This is a genomic window from Rhizobium chutanense (assembly GCF_002531935.1).
Lineage (GTDB): Bacteria > Pseudomonadota > Alphaproteobacteria > Rhizobiales > Rhizobiaceae > Rhizobium > Rhizobium chutanense.
Window position 1 is genome coordinate 61,428 of the sequence record NZ_NWSV01000006.1, and the last position, 17,023, is coordinate 78,450.

Annotated in this window: 19 protein-coding genes and 1 other RNA gene; 8 read left to right on the forward strand and 12 right to left on the reverse strand. The window is 61.9% G+C overall.

Annotation, left to right across the window (positions count from 1 at the left end; all coding sequences use genetic code 11):
• Positions 1-77 precede the first annotated feature (77 nt).
• Genes CO666_RS11935 through rimP form a run of 3 tightly spaced genes read right to left on the reverse strand, consistent with a single transcriptional unit; the run spans position 78 to position 3,042 of the window.
• Positions 78-773: an RNA-binding protein gene (locus CO666_RS11935; RefSeq protein ID WP_179869667.1), complete on the reverse strand. Its 696-nt coding sequence runs from the start codon at positions 771-773 to the stop codon at positions 78-80.
• A complete protein-coding gene (nusA, locus tag CO666_RS11940) occupies positions 770-2,377 on the reverse strand; it encodes a transcription termination factor NusA (RefSeq protein WP_097612342.1) in 1,608 nt (535 codons plus the stop codon). Before nusA ends, CO666_RS11935 begins: the two co-directional genes overlap by 4 nt.
• Before the next feature lie 59 nt (positions 2,378-2,436).
• A complete protein-coding gene (gene rimP / locus CO666_RS11945; RefSeq protein WP_097612343.1) occupies positions 2,437-3,042 on the reverse strand; it encodes a ribosome maturation factor RimP in 606 nt (201 codons plus the stop codon).
• 197 nt (positions 3,043-3,239) lie between these two features.
• On the opposite strand from rimP, the gene CO666_RS11950 reads away from it, so the two are divergent.
• Positions 3,240-4,919 carry an MFS transporter gene (locus tag CO666_RS11950; protein WP_179869668.1) on the forward strand — a complete coding sequence of 560 codons (1,680 nt, stop codon included), beginning with the start codon at positions 3,240-3,242 and terminating at the stop codon, positions 4,917-4,919.
• A gap of 13 nt (positions 4,920-4,932) precedes the next feature.
• On the opposite strand, the gene CO666_RS11955 is transcribed toward CO666_RS11950, so the two are convergent.
• Together CO666_RS11955 and recR are read right to left on the reverse strand one after the other, a co-directional pair.
• Positions 4,933-6,192, reverse strand: coding sequence for a lytic murein transglycosylase (locus CO666_RS11955; RefSeq protein WP_179869669.1), 1,260 nt, complete (start codon positions 6,190-6,192; stop codon positions 4,933-4,935).
• An 11-nt stretch (positions 6,193-6,203) separates the two neighbouring features.
• Positions 6,204-6,809: a recombination mediator RecR gene (gene recR, locus CO666_RS11960; protein ID WP_097612345.1), complete on the reverse strand. Its 606-nt coding sequence runs from the start codon at positions 6,807-6,809 to the stop codon at positions 6,204-6,206.
• A 57-nt stretch (positions 6,810-6,866) separates the two neighbouring features.
• Between recR and CO666_RS11965 the strand changes: the two genes are divergently transcribed.
• On the forward strand, positions 6,867-7,484 hold the full coding sequence (locus CO666_RS11965; RefSeq protein WP_179869670.1) for an MOSC domain-containing protein: 618 nt from the start codon (positions 6,867-6,869) through the stop codon (positions 7,482-7,484).
• Between the two features lie 43 nt (positions 7,485-7,527).
• Here the strand turns inward: CO666_RS11965 and CO666_RS11970 are convergent, their stop codons facing one another.
• The 4 genes from CO666_RS11970 to ffs form a co-directional block, all read right to left on the reverse strand.
• Positions 7,528-8,103: a hypothetical protein gene (locus tag CO666_RS11970; RefSeq protein ID WP_097612556.1), complete on the reverse strand. Its 576-nt coding sequence runs from the start codon at positions 8,101-8,103 to the stop codon at positions 7,528-7,530.
• 164 nt (positions 8,104-8,267) lie between these two features.
• Positions 8,268-8,591 (reverse strand): YbaB/EbfC family nucleoid-associated protein, encoded by a 324-nt coding sequence (locus CO666_RS11975; protein ID WP_004676719.1) that lies wholly within the window; start codon positions 8,589-8,591, stop codon positions 8,268-8,270.
• A 23-nt stretch (positions 8,592-8,614) separates the two neighbouring features.
• On the reverse strand, positions 8,615-10,489 hold the full coding sequence (locus tag CO666_RS11980; protein ID WP_097612347.1) for a DNA polymerase III subunit gamma/tau: 1,875 nt from the start codon (positions 10,487-10,489) through the stop codon (positions 8,615-8,617).
• A 46-nt stretch (positions 10,490-10,535) separates the two neighbouring features.
• Positions 10,536-10,632, reverse strand: an RNA gene (ffs, locus tag CO666_RS11985) — signal recognition particle sRNA small type.
• Positions 10,633-10,721: 89 nt separating this feature from the next.
• Here ffs and CO666_RS11990 point away from each other — a divergent pair.
• The 5 genes from CO666_RS11990 to CO666_RS12010 all read left to right on the forward strand — a co-directional run bounded on the left by CO666_RS11990 (position 10,722) and on the right by CO666_RS12010 (position 13,618).
• Positions 10,722-11,132, forward strand: a complete 411-nt coding sequence (locus CO666_RS11990; RefSeq protein ID WP_097612348.1) for an HIT domain-containing protein — start codon at positions 10,722-10,724, stop codon at positions 11,130-11,132.
• On the forward strand, positions 11,129-12,088 hold the full coding sequence (gene nudC, locus CO666_RS11995) for an NAD(+) diphosphatase (RefSeq protein ID WP_097612349.1): 960 nt from the start codon (positions 11,129-11,131) through the stop codon (positions 12,086-12,088). The genes CO666_RS11990 and nudC overlap by 4 nt, the downstream gene beginning before the upstream one ends.
• A gap of 4 nt (positions 12,089-12,092) precedes the next feature.
• On the forward strand, positions 12,093-12,788 hold the full coding sequence (locus CO666_RS12000) for a helix-turn-helix transcriptional regulator (protein ID WP_097612350.1): 696 nt from the start codon (positions 12,093-12,095) through the stop codon (positions 12,786-12,788).
• Positions 12,789-12,856: 68 nt separating this feature from the next.
• Entirely contained in the window at positions 12,857-13,117 is a 261-nt protein-coding gene (locus CO666_RS12005) for a hypothetical protein (protein ID WP_097612351.1), read from the forward strand.
• A gap of 132 nt (positions 13,118-13,249) precedes the next feature.
• Positions 13,250-13,618 carry a VOC family protein gene (locus tag CO666_RS12010; protein ID WP_097612352.1) on the forward strand — a complete coding sequence of 123 codons (369 nt, stop codon included), beginning with the start codon at positions 13,250-13,252 and terminating at the stop codon, positions 13,616-13,618.
• A 21-nt stretch (positions 13,619-13,639) separates the two neighbouring features.
• Here the strand turns inward: CO666_RS12010 and CO666_RS12015 are convergent, their stop codons facing one another.
• Positions 13,640-14,494, reverse strand: coding sequence for a prephenate dehydratase (locus tag CO666_RS12015; RefSeq protein ID WP_085735542.1), 855 nt, complete (start codon positions 14,492-14,494; stop codon positions 13,640-13,642).
• 10 nt (positions 14,495-14,504) lie between these two features.
• Complete coding sequence (locus CO666_RS12020) at positions 14,505-15,260, reverse strand: 3-deoxy-manno-octulosonate cytidylyltransferase (protein WP_097612353.1); 756 nt, start codon at positions 15,258-15,260, stop codon at positions 14,505-14,507.
• Positions 15,261-15,414: 154 nt separating this feature from the next.
• Here CO666_RS12020 and CO666_RS12025 point away from each other — a divergent pair, with 154 nt between their 5' ends.
• Entirely contained in the window at positions 15,415-15,981 is a 567-nt protein-coding gene (locus tag CO666_RS12025) for a c-type cytochrome (protein ID WP_085735546.1), read from the forward strand.
• Positions 15,982-16,048: 67 nt separating this feature from the next.
• Here the strand turns inward: CO666_RS12025 and CO666_RS12030 are convergent, their stop codons facing one another.
• Positions 16,049-16,996 carry an AEC family transporter gene (locus tag CO666_RS12030; RefSeq protein ID WP_097612354.1) on the reverse strand — a complete coding sequence of 316 codons (948 nt, stop codon included), beginning with the start codon at positions 16,994-16,996 and terminating at the stop codon, positions 16,049-16,051.
• Between the last annotated feature and the right edge of the window lie 27 nt (positions 16,997-17,023).

Here is a 17,023-nt window from a genome sequence, read left to right on the forward strand (position 1 = left end):
GCGATGACTAGATCAGACCCTGTCGTTCAAATACTGTCGATCAATGAGAATAGGACCGGCCGATGCCGGTGACCGCCTCATTGTTTTTGCCGGCCAGCGCCGCCCGCTGCCCGGGACTGACCGCCAATACGGTACTGTTCGAGCATCTTTGCGCGCTTCACTACACCCTCACCCGCCTGCCCTGCAAGCACTGCGGCATGGATAAAAGCATTCTGGCCCATCAGGCCTTCCATTTCGCTCTCCGAGAAGAGACGGAAGGAAGGTATCTCCTCCTCGGTCTCCATTCCGAGGTGCCAGGCCTTGCGGGCCTGGTCGATTTTCCGCACACCGTCGTCCGCTGCATCGGTCGCGTGGAACACCGCAACGGCTGCTCCGCTTCTGACCGCGGCATCCACTTTCGCGGACCCGCTGACGAACTGGCCGGCTTTGCGCGCCATGTTCATCATCTGCATCAACTGCGCTGCGAGCAGCCGGTCGACGCTCGCACCGAGATCGTCCGCCGCCTTCACATCCATTTTCAGCGCGCGGGCGAAGAGTTTCTTCGCCACCGCCCTGTCGACCAGCGACCGGTCGATCTTCACCCAGCATCCGCGTCCCGGAAGCTCGCGCTTCAGGTCGGCGACGATGGTTCCATCGGGAGCGGCAACGAAGCGGATCAGTTCTTCCGGCGATCCGCTTTCGCGCGTCACGATGCACATGCGTCCGTTCACGTCATAACCTGCAAGATCGTCGTCCTCATCAGGGAGAGCGTCCGGCTCATGCGCGGTCATCATGCTTCTTGTTCGGCTTCAGCGTCGGTGACCTCTTCTTCGGTCTCCTTCGCCAGATCCTCTTGCGTGATCCAGCCGGCCGAAAGGCGGGCCTGGACGATCATCTGCTCGGCCTCGACGCGCGAGACGTCGAACTTCGAGAACAGGCCTTCGAACTTCTTGGTTTCGCCGTTCTTGCGTTCCGTCCAGCCGACCAGATCGTCGGCGGCGCAACCGGCAAAGTCTTCGATGGTCTTGATGCCGTCTTCGCCGAGCGCCACCATCATCTGGGCGGTGATGCCGTCGATTTCGCGCAACTCGTCCTGAACGCCGAGCGCCTTGCGCTTCTCGTCCATCTCGGCTTCGAGACGCTCGAGGAATTCGCGGGCGCGCTGCTGGATTTCCTGCGCCGTCTCTTCGTCGAAACCGTCGATCGAGGAGATTTCGTCGAGATCGACGTAAGCCAGTTCTTCAACCGCGGCAAAGCCTTCCGAAGCCAGAACCTGGCCGACCATTTCGTCGACGTCAAGCGAATCCATGAACAGGTTGGTGCGCTCGTTGAATTCCTTCTGACGGCGTTCCGATTCCTCGGCTTCCGTCATGATGTCGATATCCCAGCCGGTCAGCTGCGAGGCGAGGCGGACGTTCTGGCCGCGGCGGCCGATCGCCAGCGACAGCTGCTCGTCGGGAACGACGACTTCGATGCGCTCGGCATCCTCGTCGAGAACGACCTTGGCGACTTCGGCCGGCTGCAAGGCGTTGACGACGAAGGTCGCCGGATCCTGGCTCCACGGAATGATGTCGATCTTTTCGCCCTGGAGCTCGCCGACGACGGCCTGGACGCGCGAGCCGCGCATACCGACGCAGGCGCCGACCGGATCGATCGAACTGTCGTTCGAAATCACGGCGATCTTGGCACGCGAACCGGGATCGCGGGCGACCGACTTCACCTGGATGATGCCGTCGTAAATTTCCGGCACTTCCATGGTGAACAGCTTCACCATGAACTGCGGATGCGTGCGCGACAGGAAGATCTGCGGGCCGCGCTGCTCGCGACGGACGTCGTAGACATAGGCACGGACGCGGTCGCCGTAACGGACGTTTTCGCGCGGGATCATTTCGTCGCGGCGGATGATGCCTTCGCCACGGCCGAGATCGACGATGACGTTCCCGTATTCGACGCGCTTGACGGTGCCGTTGACGATTTCGCCGGTGCGATCCTTGAATTCGTCGAACTGGCGGTCACGCTCGGCTTCACGCACTTTCTGCACGATCACCTGCTTGGCGGACTGTGCGGCGATACGGCCGAAATCCATCGGCGGCAGCGGATCGGCGATGAAATCGCCGAGGGCGGCGTCCGGGTTGCGGTCGCGGGCGAGTTCCAGCGGGATCTGCGTCGAATAATCCTCGGCCTTGTCGACGACTTCGAGCAGGCGCTGCAGACGGATTTCGCCGGTCTTCGGATTGATGTCGGCCCGGATGTTGGATTCGGTGCCGTAACGGGAGCGTGCCGCCTTCTGGATAGCGTCGGCCATTGCGGCCAGCACGATCTCGCGGTCGATGACCTTTTCGCGCGCCACTGCATCTGCGATCTGCAGAAGTTCGAGCCGGTTCGCACTGACTGCCATTGTCTTGTTTCTCCGTCTTTACTCCAGGGTTCCCGTCCCTGGAGCGGTCTGTTGATCGGTTATTCCTGGTCGTCCGCTTCGTTCTGGTTGGCGGCCTGGGCTTTCGCCAGCTTGTCGGCGCGCAACGCGTCGCGGATCAGGTCGTCGGTCAGAATGAGCTTCGCATCGCTGAGCGCCGTGAAGGGAATGGTGACCTTCTGCTCTTCCCCGTAAGCGACCTGGTCACGCTCGAGCGTGAAACCATCTGCGCCTGCTTCGACGATCTTGCCGCGGAAGCGCTTGCGATTATCGATCAGGATCGACGTTTCGCATTTCACAAGGTGGCCCTGCCAGCGGACGAAATCAGATTTCCGCACCATCGGACGGTCGATGCCGGGCGAAGACACTTCGAGATGATACTCTTTATCGATCGGATCTTCCACATCGAGGACGGGAGAAATCGCCATCGAGACTTCTTCGCAGTCCTGAACCGTCATCGTGCCGTCGTTGCGTTCGGCCATGACCTGCATCGTCGCGCCGTTCTGGTTCAGCATCCGGACGCGGATCAGCCGGAAGCCCAGGCCGATGAGGACGGGTTCGATGATATCGGCAAGACGCTGGTCAAGCCCGGTTTCGGTAATCAGCCGCGGCTCAAGTTCGTTGTCTGCGTTCGTCATGTCCGACAAGCGGTGTGCTCCTCGCAATTTCATGCTGTTCGGGCGATCGAGCTAATAAAAAAGAGCGGGTCCTTGCGGCCCACTCTTCATCAAGCGATCAAGAATTTGAGAGCCATATAGTCGGGTTTTTCCGAAATTGCAAGGTCCGCGACCGATTCCGTCAATTCGCTCGCCGCGCGTCAACAGACCTATGGCCAGCGCCGGTCTTGCGCATATATTGCCGGTGCGGCGCAATAACAAAAACGGGAGAAATCGTGGCCTACACTTCCTCGACCTTGGCGCCGTTGCGCCACGATACCTACCGCACCATCTGGTTCGCCAGCCTGTCCTCGAATTTCGGCGGCCTGATCCAGGCGGTCGGTGCTGCCTGGATGATGACGACGATCACCGCCTCGGAGGATATGGTGGCGCTGGTGCAGACGTCGACCGCGTTGCCGATCATGCTGTTTTCGCTGATATCGGGCGCCCTGGCCGATAATTACGACCGCCGCCGGGTCATGCTGACGGCGCAGTGCATGATGCTGGCGGTTTCTGCGCTGCTGACAGCCACAGCCCTTCTCGGCTGGATTACCCCCTGGCTGCTGCTCTTTTTCACCTTCCTGATCGGCTGCGGCACCGCGCTCAACAATCCCTCCTGGCAGGCCTCGGTCGGCGACATGGTGCCGCGCGCCGATCTGCCGGGCGCCGTCACCCTAAACAGCATGGGTTTCAACATCACCCGCAGCGTCGGCCCGGCGATCGGCGGCGTCATCGTCGCAGCCGCAGGCGCCGCCGCGGCCTTCGCGGTGAACACCGCAAGTTACCTCGCATTGATCTATGCTCTGCTGCGCTGGCGCCCGAGTACGCCGGTCTCTACTTTGCCGCGCGAGGCGCTCGGCAGCGCCATCTTCGCCGGCCTGCGTTATGTCTCGATGTCGCCCAATCTCGAGAAAGTTCTCGTCAGGGGATTGCTCTTCGGCATCGGCGCCAGCTCGATCCTGGCACTGCTGCCGGTCGTCGCCCTCAACCTGGTTGCCGGCGGCCCGCTGACCTACGGCTTCATGCTCGGCGCCTTCGGCATCGGCGCGATCGGTGGCGCGGTGCTGAGCGCGAGAATTCGCCAGGCGTTTTCCAGCGAGACGATCATCCGCCTGGCCTTTGCCGGCTTTGCGCTGAGCGCCGTCATCGCCGCCTTCAGCCCAAGCGCTATCCTCACCTCCGCCGGGCTGCTCGTCTCCGGCGCCTGCTGGGTCTCCGCCCTGTCGCTGTTCAACACCATCGTCCAGCTGTCGACGCCGCGCTGGGTGGTCGGCCGGGCGCTGTCGCTCTATCAGACCGTCACCTTCGGCGGCATCGCCGGCGGCAGCTGGCTCTGGGGCGTGGCCGCCGATCGCTACGGCGTCGCCGACGCGCTGTTGATGTCATCCGTTGTCATGTTGCTCGGCATCGCCATCGGGCTGCGTTTTTCCATGCCGGCCTTCGCCTCGCTCAACCTCGATCCGCTGAACCGCTTCACCGAGCCGGCCTTGAGCCTCGACATCACGCCGCGCAGCGGCCCGATCGTCATCCAGGTGGATTACGAGATTGGCGATGACGACCTTGCCGAGTTCATGGAGCTGATGGGCGAGCGCCGCCGTATCCGCATCCGCGACGGCGCCCGCAACTGGGCGCTGATGCGCGATCTCGAAAATCCCGGGCTCTGGACGGAAACCTACCATACGTCGACCTGGGTCGAATATATCAGGCACAACCAGCGGCGCACGCAGGCCGATGCCGAAAACATCGACAGGATTCGCGCCCTTCATCGCGGCGAAGGTCTGCCGCATGTCCACCGCATGATCGAACGCCAGGCGATCCCGCCCGACAACGACGTCTTCCATAAGGCGCCGATCGATCTGCATCATTGAGAACAGAAGCCGGTTACTTCAGCTTGCCCTTCATCGTCGCCTCGGGAAAACAGGTCGGCTTCATGCCGTTCTTTGCCTGCCACTGGCCAATCGAACGCCGCGTCTTGTAGCCCGGCAGGCCGTCGGAACCGCCGACATCGTAGCCCTGCCGTTCCAGCGCCTTCTGCATGGCGGCGACATCCGAGCGCAGCATCTTGCCGACATCGCCCCATTGGCCCTCGAAGGTGCCGCCGTTGGAGGCAATGCGGTCGGCGAGATTGCCGATATAGAGGGCATAGAGGTCGGAGTTATTGTACTCTTTGATGACGTAGAAATTCGGCGTGACGATGAATTCCGGCCCGTCGCGGCCGGCCGGAACCAGCATCATCCCCTGAGCCTTCATCTCCGACGACGGAAAATCCTTGCCGGAGATGCGCTCGATGCCGAGCGAGGCCCAGTGCGACAGCGGTTTTGCCAGATCGGGTCCTTCCTGGGCGCAGGAGACCGCTTCGGGGATCGACACCTCGAAGCCCCAGTCGCGGTCGCGCTGCCAGCCTTTCCTAACCAGGAAATTGGCGATCGAGGCGAGCGTATCGGGCACCGAGGTCCAGATGTTGCGATGGCCGTCACCGTCGAAATCGACGGCATATTTCAGATAGCTGGTCGGCATGAATTGCGGCTGGCCGAGCGCGCCGGCCGACGACCCTTTGAAATCGGCAGGTGTGACGTCGCCGCCGTCGAGAATATGCAGCGCGGCCACCAACTCGGTGCGGAACATCTCCTTGCGCGTCGACATGAAAGCCTTGGTCGCCAGCACCTCGACCGCCGAATTCGGGATCTTCGCCGCGCCGAAGCCGGTCTCCCGGCCCCAGATGGCAAGCACGATCGAGCCCGGCACGCCATAGGTCTTCTCGATCCGCTTCAGCGTCGAGCCGTATTGCGCGGCAAAGCTCCGCCCTGTCGCGGCAAGCTTCCTCAGCCGGTCCTCGTTGAAATAGGGACCGGGCGAGGAAAACTCGGCCTGCGTCTGCTTCTGCTCCTTCGGCGGCGGGAAGCCGGGCGGAGCGAGATCGGGCAGGTTCCAGTTCAGCGTGACGCCGGAGAAAGCCGCCTGGAAAGTTTTTTCGGAGATACCACCCGCCTTCGCCTCGGGCCAGAGGTCTTTCTGCACCCAGGTTTCGAACTGCGCTTCGACATCGGCTTTCGAAGGGGCTGCGTAGCAGGGGAGAGGGAGGAGGGCGGCTGTTATAGCGAGTGCGAGTATTCGCAGCCGGCGTGGAATACTCTTCGGCATACGAATCCCCCTCATATCACCGTCCGCGCCCGAAGGGCCGCTGCCAGCGTGCCCTCGTCGAGATAGTCGAGTTCACCGCCGACCGGCACGCCATGCGCCAGCCGGGTGATCTTCACCTCGAGCCCCTGCAACTGGTCGGTGATGTAATGCGCCGTCGTCTGACCCTCGACGGTCGCATTGACTGCGATGATCAGTTCCCGGATACCGCCTTCGCCGATCCGGTCGATCAGCCCGCGAATATTGAGATCGTCGGGCCCGATCCCGTCGAGCGGCGACAGCGTGCCGCCGAGCACATGATAGGCAGCGTTCATCGCGCCGGCCCGCTCCAGCGCCCAGAGGTCCGAAACGTCCTCGACGACGATGATGACGGACTGATCGCGCTGCGTATCGGTGCAGACGGTGCAGGGATCTGTTGTATCGACATTGCCGCAGCGCGAGCAGATTTTCACCTTGTCATAGGCCTCGCCCATCGCATTCCATAGGGGCCCCAGCAGCTGGTCCTTCTTCTTGATCAGATGCAGCGCCGCTCGGCGGGCCGAGCGCGGCCCGAGGCCCGGCACCTTCGCCAGAAGCTGGATGAGTTTTTCGATTTCGGGGCCGGTGACTCGTTTTGCCATGCGCCGTTCTTAGCTGATATGGAACGAAAACGGAATCGCGGAAGGATCGGCCATCCCATGAAAATCCTGGCGCTCTGCACCGGCAATCCGGAAAGGCTGGCCGGCAAGAACTACAAGACCGGCATCTTCAAACACGCGGTCAACGGCGCGGTGATGATCGATACCGAAGGTCTGGTCGGCGATGCCATCTGCAACCGCAAACACCATGGCGGCGTCGATCAGGCAGTCTATATCGAGGGATCGCTGACACTCGACTGGTGGAGCAGGGAATTACGCAGGCCATACGAGCCCGGCACCTTCGGTGAAAACCTGGTGATCTCAGGTCTCGACAATCGCGACGTTGCCGTCGGCGACCGCTTTGTGTCAGGCGATCTCACCCTCGAAGTCACGTCGTGCCGCATGCCTTGCGCCACCTTCGCCGCCAGGATGGCCGATCCGAAATTCGTCAAGCGCTACACCGCCGCCGCCCGCCCCGGCCTTTATTGCCGCGTTATCAGCGGCGGCGTCGCCGAGGCCGGAACGCCGGTGGAGCATCAGCCCTTTTCCGGAGAGAAGGTGACGATGCCGGAGCTGATGAAAACATTCGGGCGGCAGCTTTCGGAGGTGGACCGGGCGCGATATCTCGCCGCTCCAATTCACTACAAGCTGCGGGCGATTCTGGAAGCGCAGTGCTAAAAGCAGTTTCTAGCCGCGCATCGAAGCCGTGGATAAGTATCAGTTATTTCAAGCACGGAACTCGCCGGACGAAAGAGGGCAACAGGAACATACCCTTTCGCTCATCCTCATTTAGGAGCGCCTTCCGTTCAACGTGAATGTTCATATGCTTGCCGCACGCTACGGATAGAGCAGTCAAAAAGCCGAATGCGATGTGCGACGTTTCGTCTTTTGCGGAAATCTCGGTCACGGGGATCGCAAAGGATATCGCTACTTTCGGCGTGTCCTGCTCCTGGTTCTGTTCTAACTCCTTAAGGCAGTCGTAAACCGCAGAATCGGGTTCACTTTTATTGGAGGAGGCCAAGGTCAAATTGCAGATCGGAATGACATCGCTGCATATTACATTGCCATCGATAGACCAGACTAGCCTGGATTTTCGCCAGGTTTCAAATTTGACCAGCTCCATATACCACTTGTGTTCGCCATCGCGAACTTTGTAGAAAATCTTGGTGTCGTCACCCGGTTTAAATTGGTCAAAGACATAAACGGGTTTGCTTGGATCGCATTGACTTGCATTGACAGCAGTTGGCGCGGCCAGGGTAGCGGCGAGGAAAAGGCGAAAAACGCCCGCGATCTTCATGAAAAACCTTATGAGATCTGTGAAATTACTTGCTGAAAAATTGAGAGCAATTCCAGCAAAAGTATGGCGTGGCTTCGCGCCAGGAATTGCTTGAAACAAACGTATAGAGCATTTCCCGTGATCTGCGGAAAACGGAAATGCTTTGAGGGTCGACCCGCTGCTTGTCAGAACGGCAGCTTGAAGCCCGGCGGGATCGGCAGGCCGGCGGTCAGCGCCTTGGTCTTTTCGGCGGCGAGCGCCTCGGCCTTGTCCTTGGCGTCCTTGTGGGCGGCGACGATCAGGTCCTCGAGGATCTCGACGTCGTCTTCCTTGAACAGCGAGGGGTCGATCTTCAGGCTCTTGAGTTCGCCCTTGCCGGAGATGACGACGGTAACGAGGCCGCCGCCCGCCTTGCCTTCGGCCGTGAGCTCGGCGATCTCCGCCTGCATCTGCTCCATCTTGGCCTGCATTTCCTTGACTTTGCCCATCATGCCCATGATGTCGCGCATCGTCTCGCTCCTTGTTGAAACTTCTAAAATTCTATGTCGTCGCCCGGCAGGATGTCGCCTTCCTCGGATTCGGCGGCATCAGGCGGTTTGACCTCGCCTTCCTCCTCCGGTTCGGGCGCCCGCACCCGCACGTCGATGATTTTCGCGCCCGGAAAATGCGCCAGGATCGCCGCCACGTCGGGGTCCTGGCGGGCATCGATGACGTGCTGTTCCCGGGTCCTGGCTTCCGCTTCGACAAGCGTCGGCTGGCCCGCGTCGCGGCTGAGGCTGACGATCCAGTGGATGCCGGTCCATTCCTTCAGCTTGACGGCAAGCTCGTTGAGCAGCGTCGTCGGCGCGCCCTCGCTGAGGCTGACGTCAAGCCGGCCGGGCTCGATCCGCACGGGGCGCACGAAATTGCGCACCAGTGCCTTCAGCTTGACATCCCGTTTCTCGGTGGCGAGGTTGACGATATCGCTGACCGAATTGACTCGAACGAGGGGCTTCGGGGCTTCCGCCGGTTTCGCCTCGATCCGCCCGACAGGCATCGTCTCCGGCTGGCTGCTCGGCACGGCGCGCAGCATCGCCACCGGCGCCGAAGGCTGCGGCTTGCTCGGCGCAATCTCAGGCGCCCGTGCCGCGACACTGCTTTGATAGGGGACTCGCGTGCCGCCGCCGCCATTGCCGGAAGGCGGGGAGGAGGGCCGCTGGCCGCCATTGTCGCCGGAAAAATCGGCAAGCCGCCGTGCCGCATCCTCGGGCGCCGGCAGATGCGCGGCATGCGCAAGCCGGATCAGCACCATTTCGGCAGCACCTGACGTCCGCGACGAGCCTTCCGTTTCCGGAATGCCCTTCAGCAGCATCTGCCAGATGCGCGACAGTGTCGTCACCGCAACGCCCTTGGCGAATTCCGCCGCCTTGGTGCGCTCGACTTCGCTGAGCGAGGGATCGTTTGCCGCATCCGGCACATATTTCAGCCGGGTCACCAGATGAGTGAAATCGGCAAGATCGGTCAGCACCACCACCGGATTGGCGCCGGCCTCGTACTGGTTCTGGAATTCGCCGAGGGCGGCGGCGACATCGCCTTTGATCACATGCTGGAAGAGATCGACGATCCGGGCGCGGTCGGCAAGGCCGAGCATGCCGCGCACGGCTTCCGCCTGCACGGCGCCGGCGCCATGGGCGATCGCCTGGTCGAGCAGCGACAGGCCGTCGCGGGCCGAGCCTTCGGCGGCGCGCGCGATCATTGCCAGCGCGTCCGGCTCCGCCTCGATGCCTTCCTTGGCGGCGATCGTCGAAAACAGCCCGACGAGATCCGACGCGCTGATGCGGCGCAGGTCGAAGCGCTGGCAGCGCGACAGCACGGTGATCGGCACCTTGCGGATTTCCGTGGTGGCGAAGATGAATTTCACATGCTCCGGCGGCTCTTCCAGCGTCTTCAACAACCCGTTGAAGGCCTGTGTCGACAGCATGTGCACTTCGTCGATGATATAGACCTTGTAGCGCGCCGAAACCGGACGGTAGCGCACCTGCTCGATGATCTCTCTTATATCGTCGATGCCGGTATGGGAGGCGGCGTCCATTTCGATCACGTCGACATGCCGGCCTTCCATGATCGCCTGGCAGTGCTCGCCGGGGACGCGCAGGTCGATCGTCGGCTTGTCTATGTCAGCCGTCTTGTAATTCAGCGCCCGCGCCAGAATGCGCGCTGTCGTCGTCTTGCCGACGCCGCGCACACCGGTCAGCATATAGGCCTGGGCGATGCGGCCGGTCTCGAAGGCGTTGGTGAGCGTGCGGACCATCGGCTCCTGGCCGACCATCAGGTCCGTAAAATCCTTGGGGCGGTATTTGCGAGCCAGCACCCGGTATCCGGTGCCCGTCGAGGCGGCATCTTTTGACTGTCGCTCGGTGTCGCTCATCGCCCTGCTTGTCGCCCGGGATCGTCGGGCATTTCGTGGAGAGAAGGTGGGAGGCTGGCACGATGACCCGTGCCGGGCTCGTTAGGGCTGCTTCCTTCCGGACCTGACCCGGTTGGCGAGTGGCTCGTCCACCACCAACCTCCCGAATGCACATATCGGCAATATCGTCATCAAAAGCAAGCCAACATGCAAAAAAACTGCTAGTCGTTGGAAAAGACAGGAGGAATGCCCCTTGAACGGCTTTACGCTCGACCCTCGGCTGGAAAACGACAGCATCAGCGTCATGGTCACCGGTCTCTGTGATCTGAGATTATCGCGGGATGCCCGCTGGCCCTGGCTCATTCTGGTGCCGCGCCGGGCCGATATCACCGAAATCTTCGAACTGACGCCGCTCGACCAGGTGCTGCTCACCTTCGAGACGGAGGTGGTCGCCAAGACCTTGAAGGAGATCACCGGCGCGACAAAAATCAATGTCGGGGCTCTTGGCAATATCGTCCGCCAGCTTCATGTTCATGTCATTGCCCGCTTCGAAGGCGATGCCAACTGGCCAGGCCCCGTCTGGGGCTTCGGGCGCGCGGAGCCTTACGAAGACGGAAAAAGAGACGAATTCATAGCGAAGCTGCGGGAAGCCCTTTCATCATGAGTCATTCGCTTTTCGATTCGGATGTGCCGCATCCCGAACCCAGCAATCTCACGGCCTTTGCCGCCAACGACCTCAATCGCGATTCCGAGCATCGCGACGAACGCTCCGTCGAAAAGGCGCTGGCCAAGGACGGCACCCATATCTTCGCCTTCGCCGGGGATAAGCTGGTGCTGAAGCATGACGGCCAGGTGCTCGATCCGCTCTTTGCCCGTTACGAACTCCAGGAATTGCAGCCGGATTGGGACGAGACGGTGCTTCTCGGCTACCGCAAATCCGGCGAGCCGCGCCTTGCCGTGCCCGTCGGCATCGGCGTCGACGACCTCACCAGCCAATACAAGCCTTCCGACGGCCGCACGCTGTTTCGCGAAATGCTGATCGACGAGGTGCTGCTCGGCGAATTCGCCCAGGCCGCAAGCCTCATCCGCTGGAATGGCGACAACCGCTTCTGCGGCCGCTGCGGCGCGGCGATGGAGATCCATATCGGCGGCTACAAGCGTGTCTGCGCCGCCTGCGAACACATGATCTTCCCCCGTACCGACCCCGTCGTCATCATGCTGACGATCGATGAGAGTCGCGACCTCTGCCTGCTCGGCCGCAGCCCGCATTTCGCGCCCGGCATGTATTCCTGCCTTGCCGGCTTCCTCGAGCCCGGCGAGACCATCGAGAATGCCGTGCGCCGGGAAACGCTGGAGGAATCCGGCATCCGCACCGGCCGCATCCGCTATCACGCCTCGCAGCCCTGGCCGATGCCGCATTCACTGATGATCGGCTGTTACGCCGAGGCCAAATCCACCGAAATCAGCCGCGACGAGACGGAACTCGAGGATTGCCGCTGGTTCACCCGCGAGGAAACCATCGAGATGCTGGAACGCCCGAGCGCGACAGGCAAGGCCTCGCCGCCGAAAGGGGCGATCGCCCACCGCCTGATGCGCGACTGGGTGGAGTGGAAGCGCTAGCGCCATGCCGGTCGCCCGCTCGGAACGGCTGCTGACGCTGCTCCAGACGCTTCGGCGTTACCGGCGGCCGGTGACCGGCACGGTTCTCGCCCAGGAGACCGGCGTCAGCCTGCGCACGCTCTATCGCGATATTGCCAGCCTCCAGGCCCAGGGTGCGATGATCGAAGGCGAAGCCGGCATCGGCTACGTGCTGAAGCCGGGCTTCATGCTGCCGCCGATGATGTTTTCCGAAGAGGAGCTGGAGGCGCTGGTGCTCGGCTCGCGCTGGGTCGCCCGCGCCGCAGAACCGCGCCTTGCCGGCGCCGGCGCCGATGCGCTTGCCAAGATTGCCGCCGTGCTGCCGGCGGATATGCGGGAGACGATCGATTCGGCGACACTCTTCGTTGGCCGCAAGCGCCAGGACGAGGACAAGGCCGACGTTTCGGCCATCCGCAAGGCGATCCGACTGGAGCGTATCCTGGAACTGCATTATGGCGACGAGCAGGGCCGGATCTCGCGCCGCCGCGTCTGGCCTTTCGCGCTCGGTTATTTCGAGCATGTGCGCATCATCATGGCCTGGTGCGAATTGCGCCAGGATTTCCGCCATTTCCGCACCGATCGCATCATCGATATGGCGGTCCATGAGATGCGCTATCCGCGCCGCCGCACCGCGCTCCTCAAGGAATGGCGCGAGACCCAAGACGTACCGCTGGAGACCTGAACGCTGCTGCCATAAACTGTCAGCAGGTAGCGTTATTATCAGTCTCAATTCACCAAGGAGCACTGATCATGGTAACGCCTCCAGTCATTCAACGGGCCGGCGATCGCTTCGCCTCCGATAGTTTTGCCGATATTATTTCGGCTGAAACCTTTGCCGACGTTCGGCAGTCGGCGCACTTCGGCCTGTTGCGCCTGGCCATGGACCTGTTCCGTATACCCAGGGGAAACCGCTCCAACCTCGACCTTGAGGCGATGCCGGATTCCCGCAAGCGCGATCTCGGCTTCATCGATGGACGCGACCCGCGCCGCGGGGGCCGTTTCTCGCTCTAATCCGTCTTATCATCGACATTCCGCCCGACGAGACCGGGGCGTTGCGATGGCAACGCCCTTGGCATGCTGCTGCCAGAAATTGTCAGCAGCTGATCCTCAGCGACCGCATTTCACAGCAAAGGGAGAACCGAAATGACCAGCCCCAACCTGATTATCCTCTACGTCAAGGACCCGGGCGAAAGCGCCAGCTTTTACCGGAGCCTGCTGAACCGCGAACCGGCGGTGGAAGCGCCGAATTTCGTCGCCTTTCCGCTGGAAGGCGGCTTCACGCTCGGCCTCTGGCGGCGCAGCAAGGTCGAACCGCAGCCCTCCGCCATCGGCAACCGCGGCGAAGTGGCCTTCATGGTGGCGGGCGAAAACGCCGTCGCCAGGCAATATGAGGATTGGCGCCAGCGCGGCCTGCCGATCGCCCAGGAATTGACCGAACTCGATTTCGGCCCGACCTTCGTCGTGCTCGATCCCGATGGTCATCGCCTTCGCGTCTGTGAGCCGGACAAATAACTGCCGAATGACGCGGCCTGCCTAAAGCAGGCCGCGCATCACATGTCCCTTGTAGACGCCGAGGATGCGGACTTTCTCGGAGAAGAACCGCAGCTCCTCCAAAGCCCGGCGGACGTTCGGATCGTTCGGATGGCCTTCGATATCGGCGTAGAACTGCGTCGCCACGAATTTTCCGCCGAGCTGATAGCTTTCCAGCTTCGTCATGTTGATGTTGTTGGTGGCGAATCCGCCGAGCGCCTTGTAGAGCGCGGCCGGAATGTTGCGGACGTTGAAGACGAAGGTGGTGACGACCTTTTCCTCGGCCGAATTGCGTTGCGCCCATTCCTCGTCGCGGGACAGGATCACGAAACGGGTGACGTTGTTTTCCGTATCCTCGACATTCTCGGCGACGATCTCCAGTCCATAGAGATCGGCCGCAAGGCGCGGGGCAAGCGCCGCCATCGACCGGTCGCCGGTTTCCTTCACCAGCTTTGCCGCCCCCGCCGTATCACCGGCGATGACAGGCTTCCAGCCGTGAGAGCGCACGATCTTGCGGCACTGGCCGAGTGCGTGGATATGGCTGTGCACCGTGCGGATCTCGTCCTTGGTCACTCCCGGCAGAACCATCAGCTGGAAGCGGATCGGCATGAAATACTCGCCGATGATGTGGAGGCGCGATTCCGGCAGCAGATGGTGGATATCGGCGACGCGGCCGGCGATCGTGTTCTCGATCGGGATCATCCCGATATCGGCGTCGCCGTTGTCGACCGCCGTGAACGCATCCTCGAAGGTCTGGCAGGGCAGCGGCTCCATGGTCGGAAACATGTCGCGGCAGGCCATGTCGGAATTGGCGCCGAATTCGCCCTGGAAGGCGATCCTGTTGGTCTTGATGTTCATGATGGTTCCGTCAGTTCGACTTTGCGGAGAGGATGCGCCGCGCTTTTTCGAGATCGGCCGGAGTATCGACACCGAGCGGAACCGTGTCAACGATCTCGGCGTCGATGCGCATGCCGGCCTCCAGTGCCCGCAATTGCTCCAGCGATTCGCGCCTTTCGAGCGTCGAGGGACCGAGCGAGACGAAGCGTTCGAGTGCGGCGCGCCGATAGGCATAGAGGCCGATATGATGGTAGAGCGGCCCTTTGCCGTAAGGCGCCGTGGCGCGGGTGAAGTAGAGGCTGCGCAGGCGGGTGGCGGAAATCGGCGATCCGATGACCTTGACGATGTGTGGCGCGGTCTTGTCCTCTTCATTGTCGATTTCGATGGTCAGCGTGCCGATATCGACCGCTTCGTCCTCGAGGGGGCGCAAAGCCGCCCGCACCGTTTCCGGCTCGATCGTCGGCAAATCGCCCTGGACGTTGACGATGAATTTCGCCTTCCCCTCCGGATCGACCTTGGTCAGCGCTTCGAAGATACGGTCTGAGCCCGATTGATGATCCCTGCTGGTCATGACGACCTCGAAGCCGGCGGCAGAAACGGTATCGAACACCTGCTGATCGTCGACGGCAACGACCACGCGGCCGATCGCTGCTTCCTTGGCGCGCAGCGCTACCTGCACAATCATCGGCAGGCCGCAAATGTCGGCGAGCGGCTTGCCCGGAAGCCGCGTGGAGGCCATGCGCGCCGGGATCAACACGAGCACGCCGTCTAAATTTGAATCACTCATTGTTCGGGCCTTCTATTCCGGGCTGAAAAGTGTCAAAAAGTCTCACGCACAAGACCATTTAGACAGTTGCAACGATCAACCAAAAGACATAGGTTCCGCGCGATTTCAAGATGGTCCGGTTTATGGTCTGCCGGCTGCAAGGGGAGCATTGCAGATGAATTCATACGTCAATACGGCCGTGGGGGCGCTGCTCGGAACGATTTTCGTTCTGATGTCGGTCTCTATCGCGTCCGAGGGGATCTTCCATTCCGAAGCGCCGGAGAAGGAAGGTTTTGCGATCGTTGCCGAAGAGGCCTCCGCCGCTGGCGGTGAAGCTGCGCCTGCCGCTGCTGCCGTTCCGATCGCGCAATTGCTCGCTTCTGCCGATGCCAAGGCCGGTGAAACGGTCTTCAAGAAGTGTCAGGCCTGTCATGACGGCACCAAAGGGGGACCGAACAAGGTCGGTCCCAACCTCTTTGGTGTCGTAGATCGCCCGATCGCCTCGCATGAAGGCTTCGCCTATTCCGCCGCCATGAAGGATTTCTCCAAGGGCAGCAGCGAGAAGTGGACTTTCGAATTCCTCAACAAATTCCTGATGGCGCCGAAGAAGGACGTTCCCGGCACCGCCATGGGCTTTGCCGGTCTCCCGAAGGATCAGGACCGCGCCAACGTCATCCTCTATCTGCACACGTTGGCCGATTCGCCGGTACCACTGCCGGATCCGAAGACGGCGACGCAGTAACGCTGCACCATCTTCCGATGACACTCGAGCCCGGCCACAAGCCGGGCTTTTTCATATGCGGTGAATTTCACGCGCCGAGGAAATAGGCCCAGAGCGAGACCGTGATGGCGCCGAGCGCCGTCGTCACGGTGATCGTCGAGGCGGCGAGGCTGTGGCCGACGCCGAAGCGATTGGCGATCAGCCAGGCGTTGACCCCTGTCGGTACAGAAGAGGTCAGCACGATCGCTGCCGTCCATTGGGGGCTGAGGCCGAGCAGGCGGCTCGCGGTCCAGACGCAGCCCGGCAGCAGCAGCAGCTTGCAGGCCGAGGTGACGCTGGCGATGCCGAGATTGCCGGAGACGCCGTATTTCTCCAGCGCCATGCCGAGCGAGATCAGCGCCGCCGGACCGGCAATGCCGGCGATCTGCCCGACGACCGATGCCATCGCCGTCGGCATGGTGAGACCGGAAAGATGCACGGCCATGCCGGCTGCAAGCCCGATCACCAGCGGATTGCGGATGAGATTGATGGCAATCTGGCGAAGGACGAACACCATGCTGCGGTCGCTTTTGCCGGCGATCTTCCGCTCCGCATGCTCCATCAACACCGTGCCGGCGACCATCATCACGGGCAGATGCACGGCGAGCAGGATCGACAATGCCACCAGCCCCTCGTCGCCGACGGTCCGCTGGACGAGCGGCAGTCCGATGAAAACATTGTTGGCGAAGGCCGAGGAAACGCCGGCCAGCACGCCGATCCGCTCGTCGCGGCCGAAAAAGCGGGTGGCGGCGACATGGCCGGCCGCCCAGGTGATGGCAACGCCGGAGAAATAGACGATCCACAGCCGGAAAGGCGAGGCGCCGTGAAAATCCGCCTCGGCGATGGTGCGGAAAAGTAAGAGCGGCACGGCGATCTTGAAGACGAATTCGCTGAGCGCATCGCCGACATTCGACGCCATCAAGCCGCTGCGGACGATCACCCAGCCGATGAGGATCAGGATGAAAATGGGAAGGACATCGAGAATGATGGCTGACATTGGGGGGCTGCTTTGCGCGGGGGGGAG

Coding starts and splice junctions, on each gene's coding strand:
- CO666_RS12010 (WP_097612352.1), top strand. CDS start 13,250: ATGACCAGCCCCAACCTGATTATCCTCTACGTCAAGGACCCGGGCGAA.
- nusA (WP_097612342.1), bottom strand. CDS start 2,377: ATGGCAGTCAGTGCGAACCGGCTCGAACTTCTGCAGATCGCAGATGCA.
- CO666_RS12005 (WP_097612351.1), top strand. CDS start 12,857: ATGGTAACGCCTCCAGTCATTCAACGGGCCGGCGATCGCTTCGCCTCC.
- CO666_RS11980 (WP_097612347.1), bottom strand. CDS start 10,489: ATGAGCGACACCGAGCGACAGTCAAAAGATGCCGCCTCGACGGGCACC.
- CO666_RS12030 (WP_097612354.1), bottom strand. CDS start 16,996: ATGTCAGCCATCATTCTCGATGTCCTTCCCATTTTCATCCTGATCCTC.
- recR (WP_097612345.1), bottom strand. CDS start 6,809: ATGGCAAAACGAGTCACCGGCCCCGAAATCGAAAAACTCATCCAGCTT.
- CO666_RS12000 (WP_097612350.1), top strand. CDS start 12,093: ATGCCGGTCGCCCGCTCGGAACGGCTGCTGACGCTGCTCCAGACGCTT.
- CO666_RS12020 (WP_097612353.1), bottom strand. CDS start 15,260: ATGAGTGATTCAAATTTAGACGGCGTGCTCGTGTTGATCCCGGCGCGC.
- nudC (WP_097612349.1), top strand. CDS start 11,129: ATGAGTCATTCGCTTTTCGATTCGGATGTGCCGCATCCCGAACCCAGC.
- CO666_RS12025 (WP_085735546.1), top strand. CDS start 15,415: ATGAATTCATACGTCAATACGGCCGTGGGGGCGCTGCTCGGAACGATT.
- CO666_RS11955 (WP_179869669.1), bottom strand. CDS start 6,192: ATGCCGAAGAGTATTCCACGCCGGCTGCGAATACTCGCACTCGCTATA.
- CO666_RS11935 (WP_179869667.1), bottom strand. CDS start 773: ATGATGACCGCGCATGAGCCGGACGCTCTCCCTGATGAGGACGACGAT.
- CO666_RS11975 (WP_004676719.1), bottom strand. CDS start 8,591: ATGCGCGACATCATGGGCATGATGGGCAAAGTCAAGGAAATGCAGGCC.
- CO666_RS11970 (WP_097612556.1), bottom strand. CDS start 8,103: ATGAAGATCGCGGGCGTTTTTCGCCTTTTCCTCGCCGCTACCCTGGCC.
- CO666_RS11965 (WP_179869670.1), top strand. CDS start 6,867: ATGAAAATCCTGGCGCTCTGCACCGGCAATCCGGAAAGGCTGGCCGGC.
- CO666_RS12015 (WP_085735542.1), bottom strand. CDS start 14,494: ATGAACATCAAGACCAACAGGATCGCCTTCCAGGGCGAATTCGGCGCC.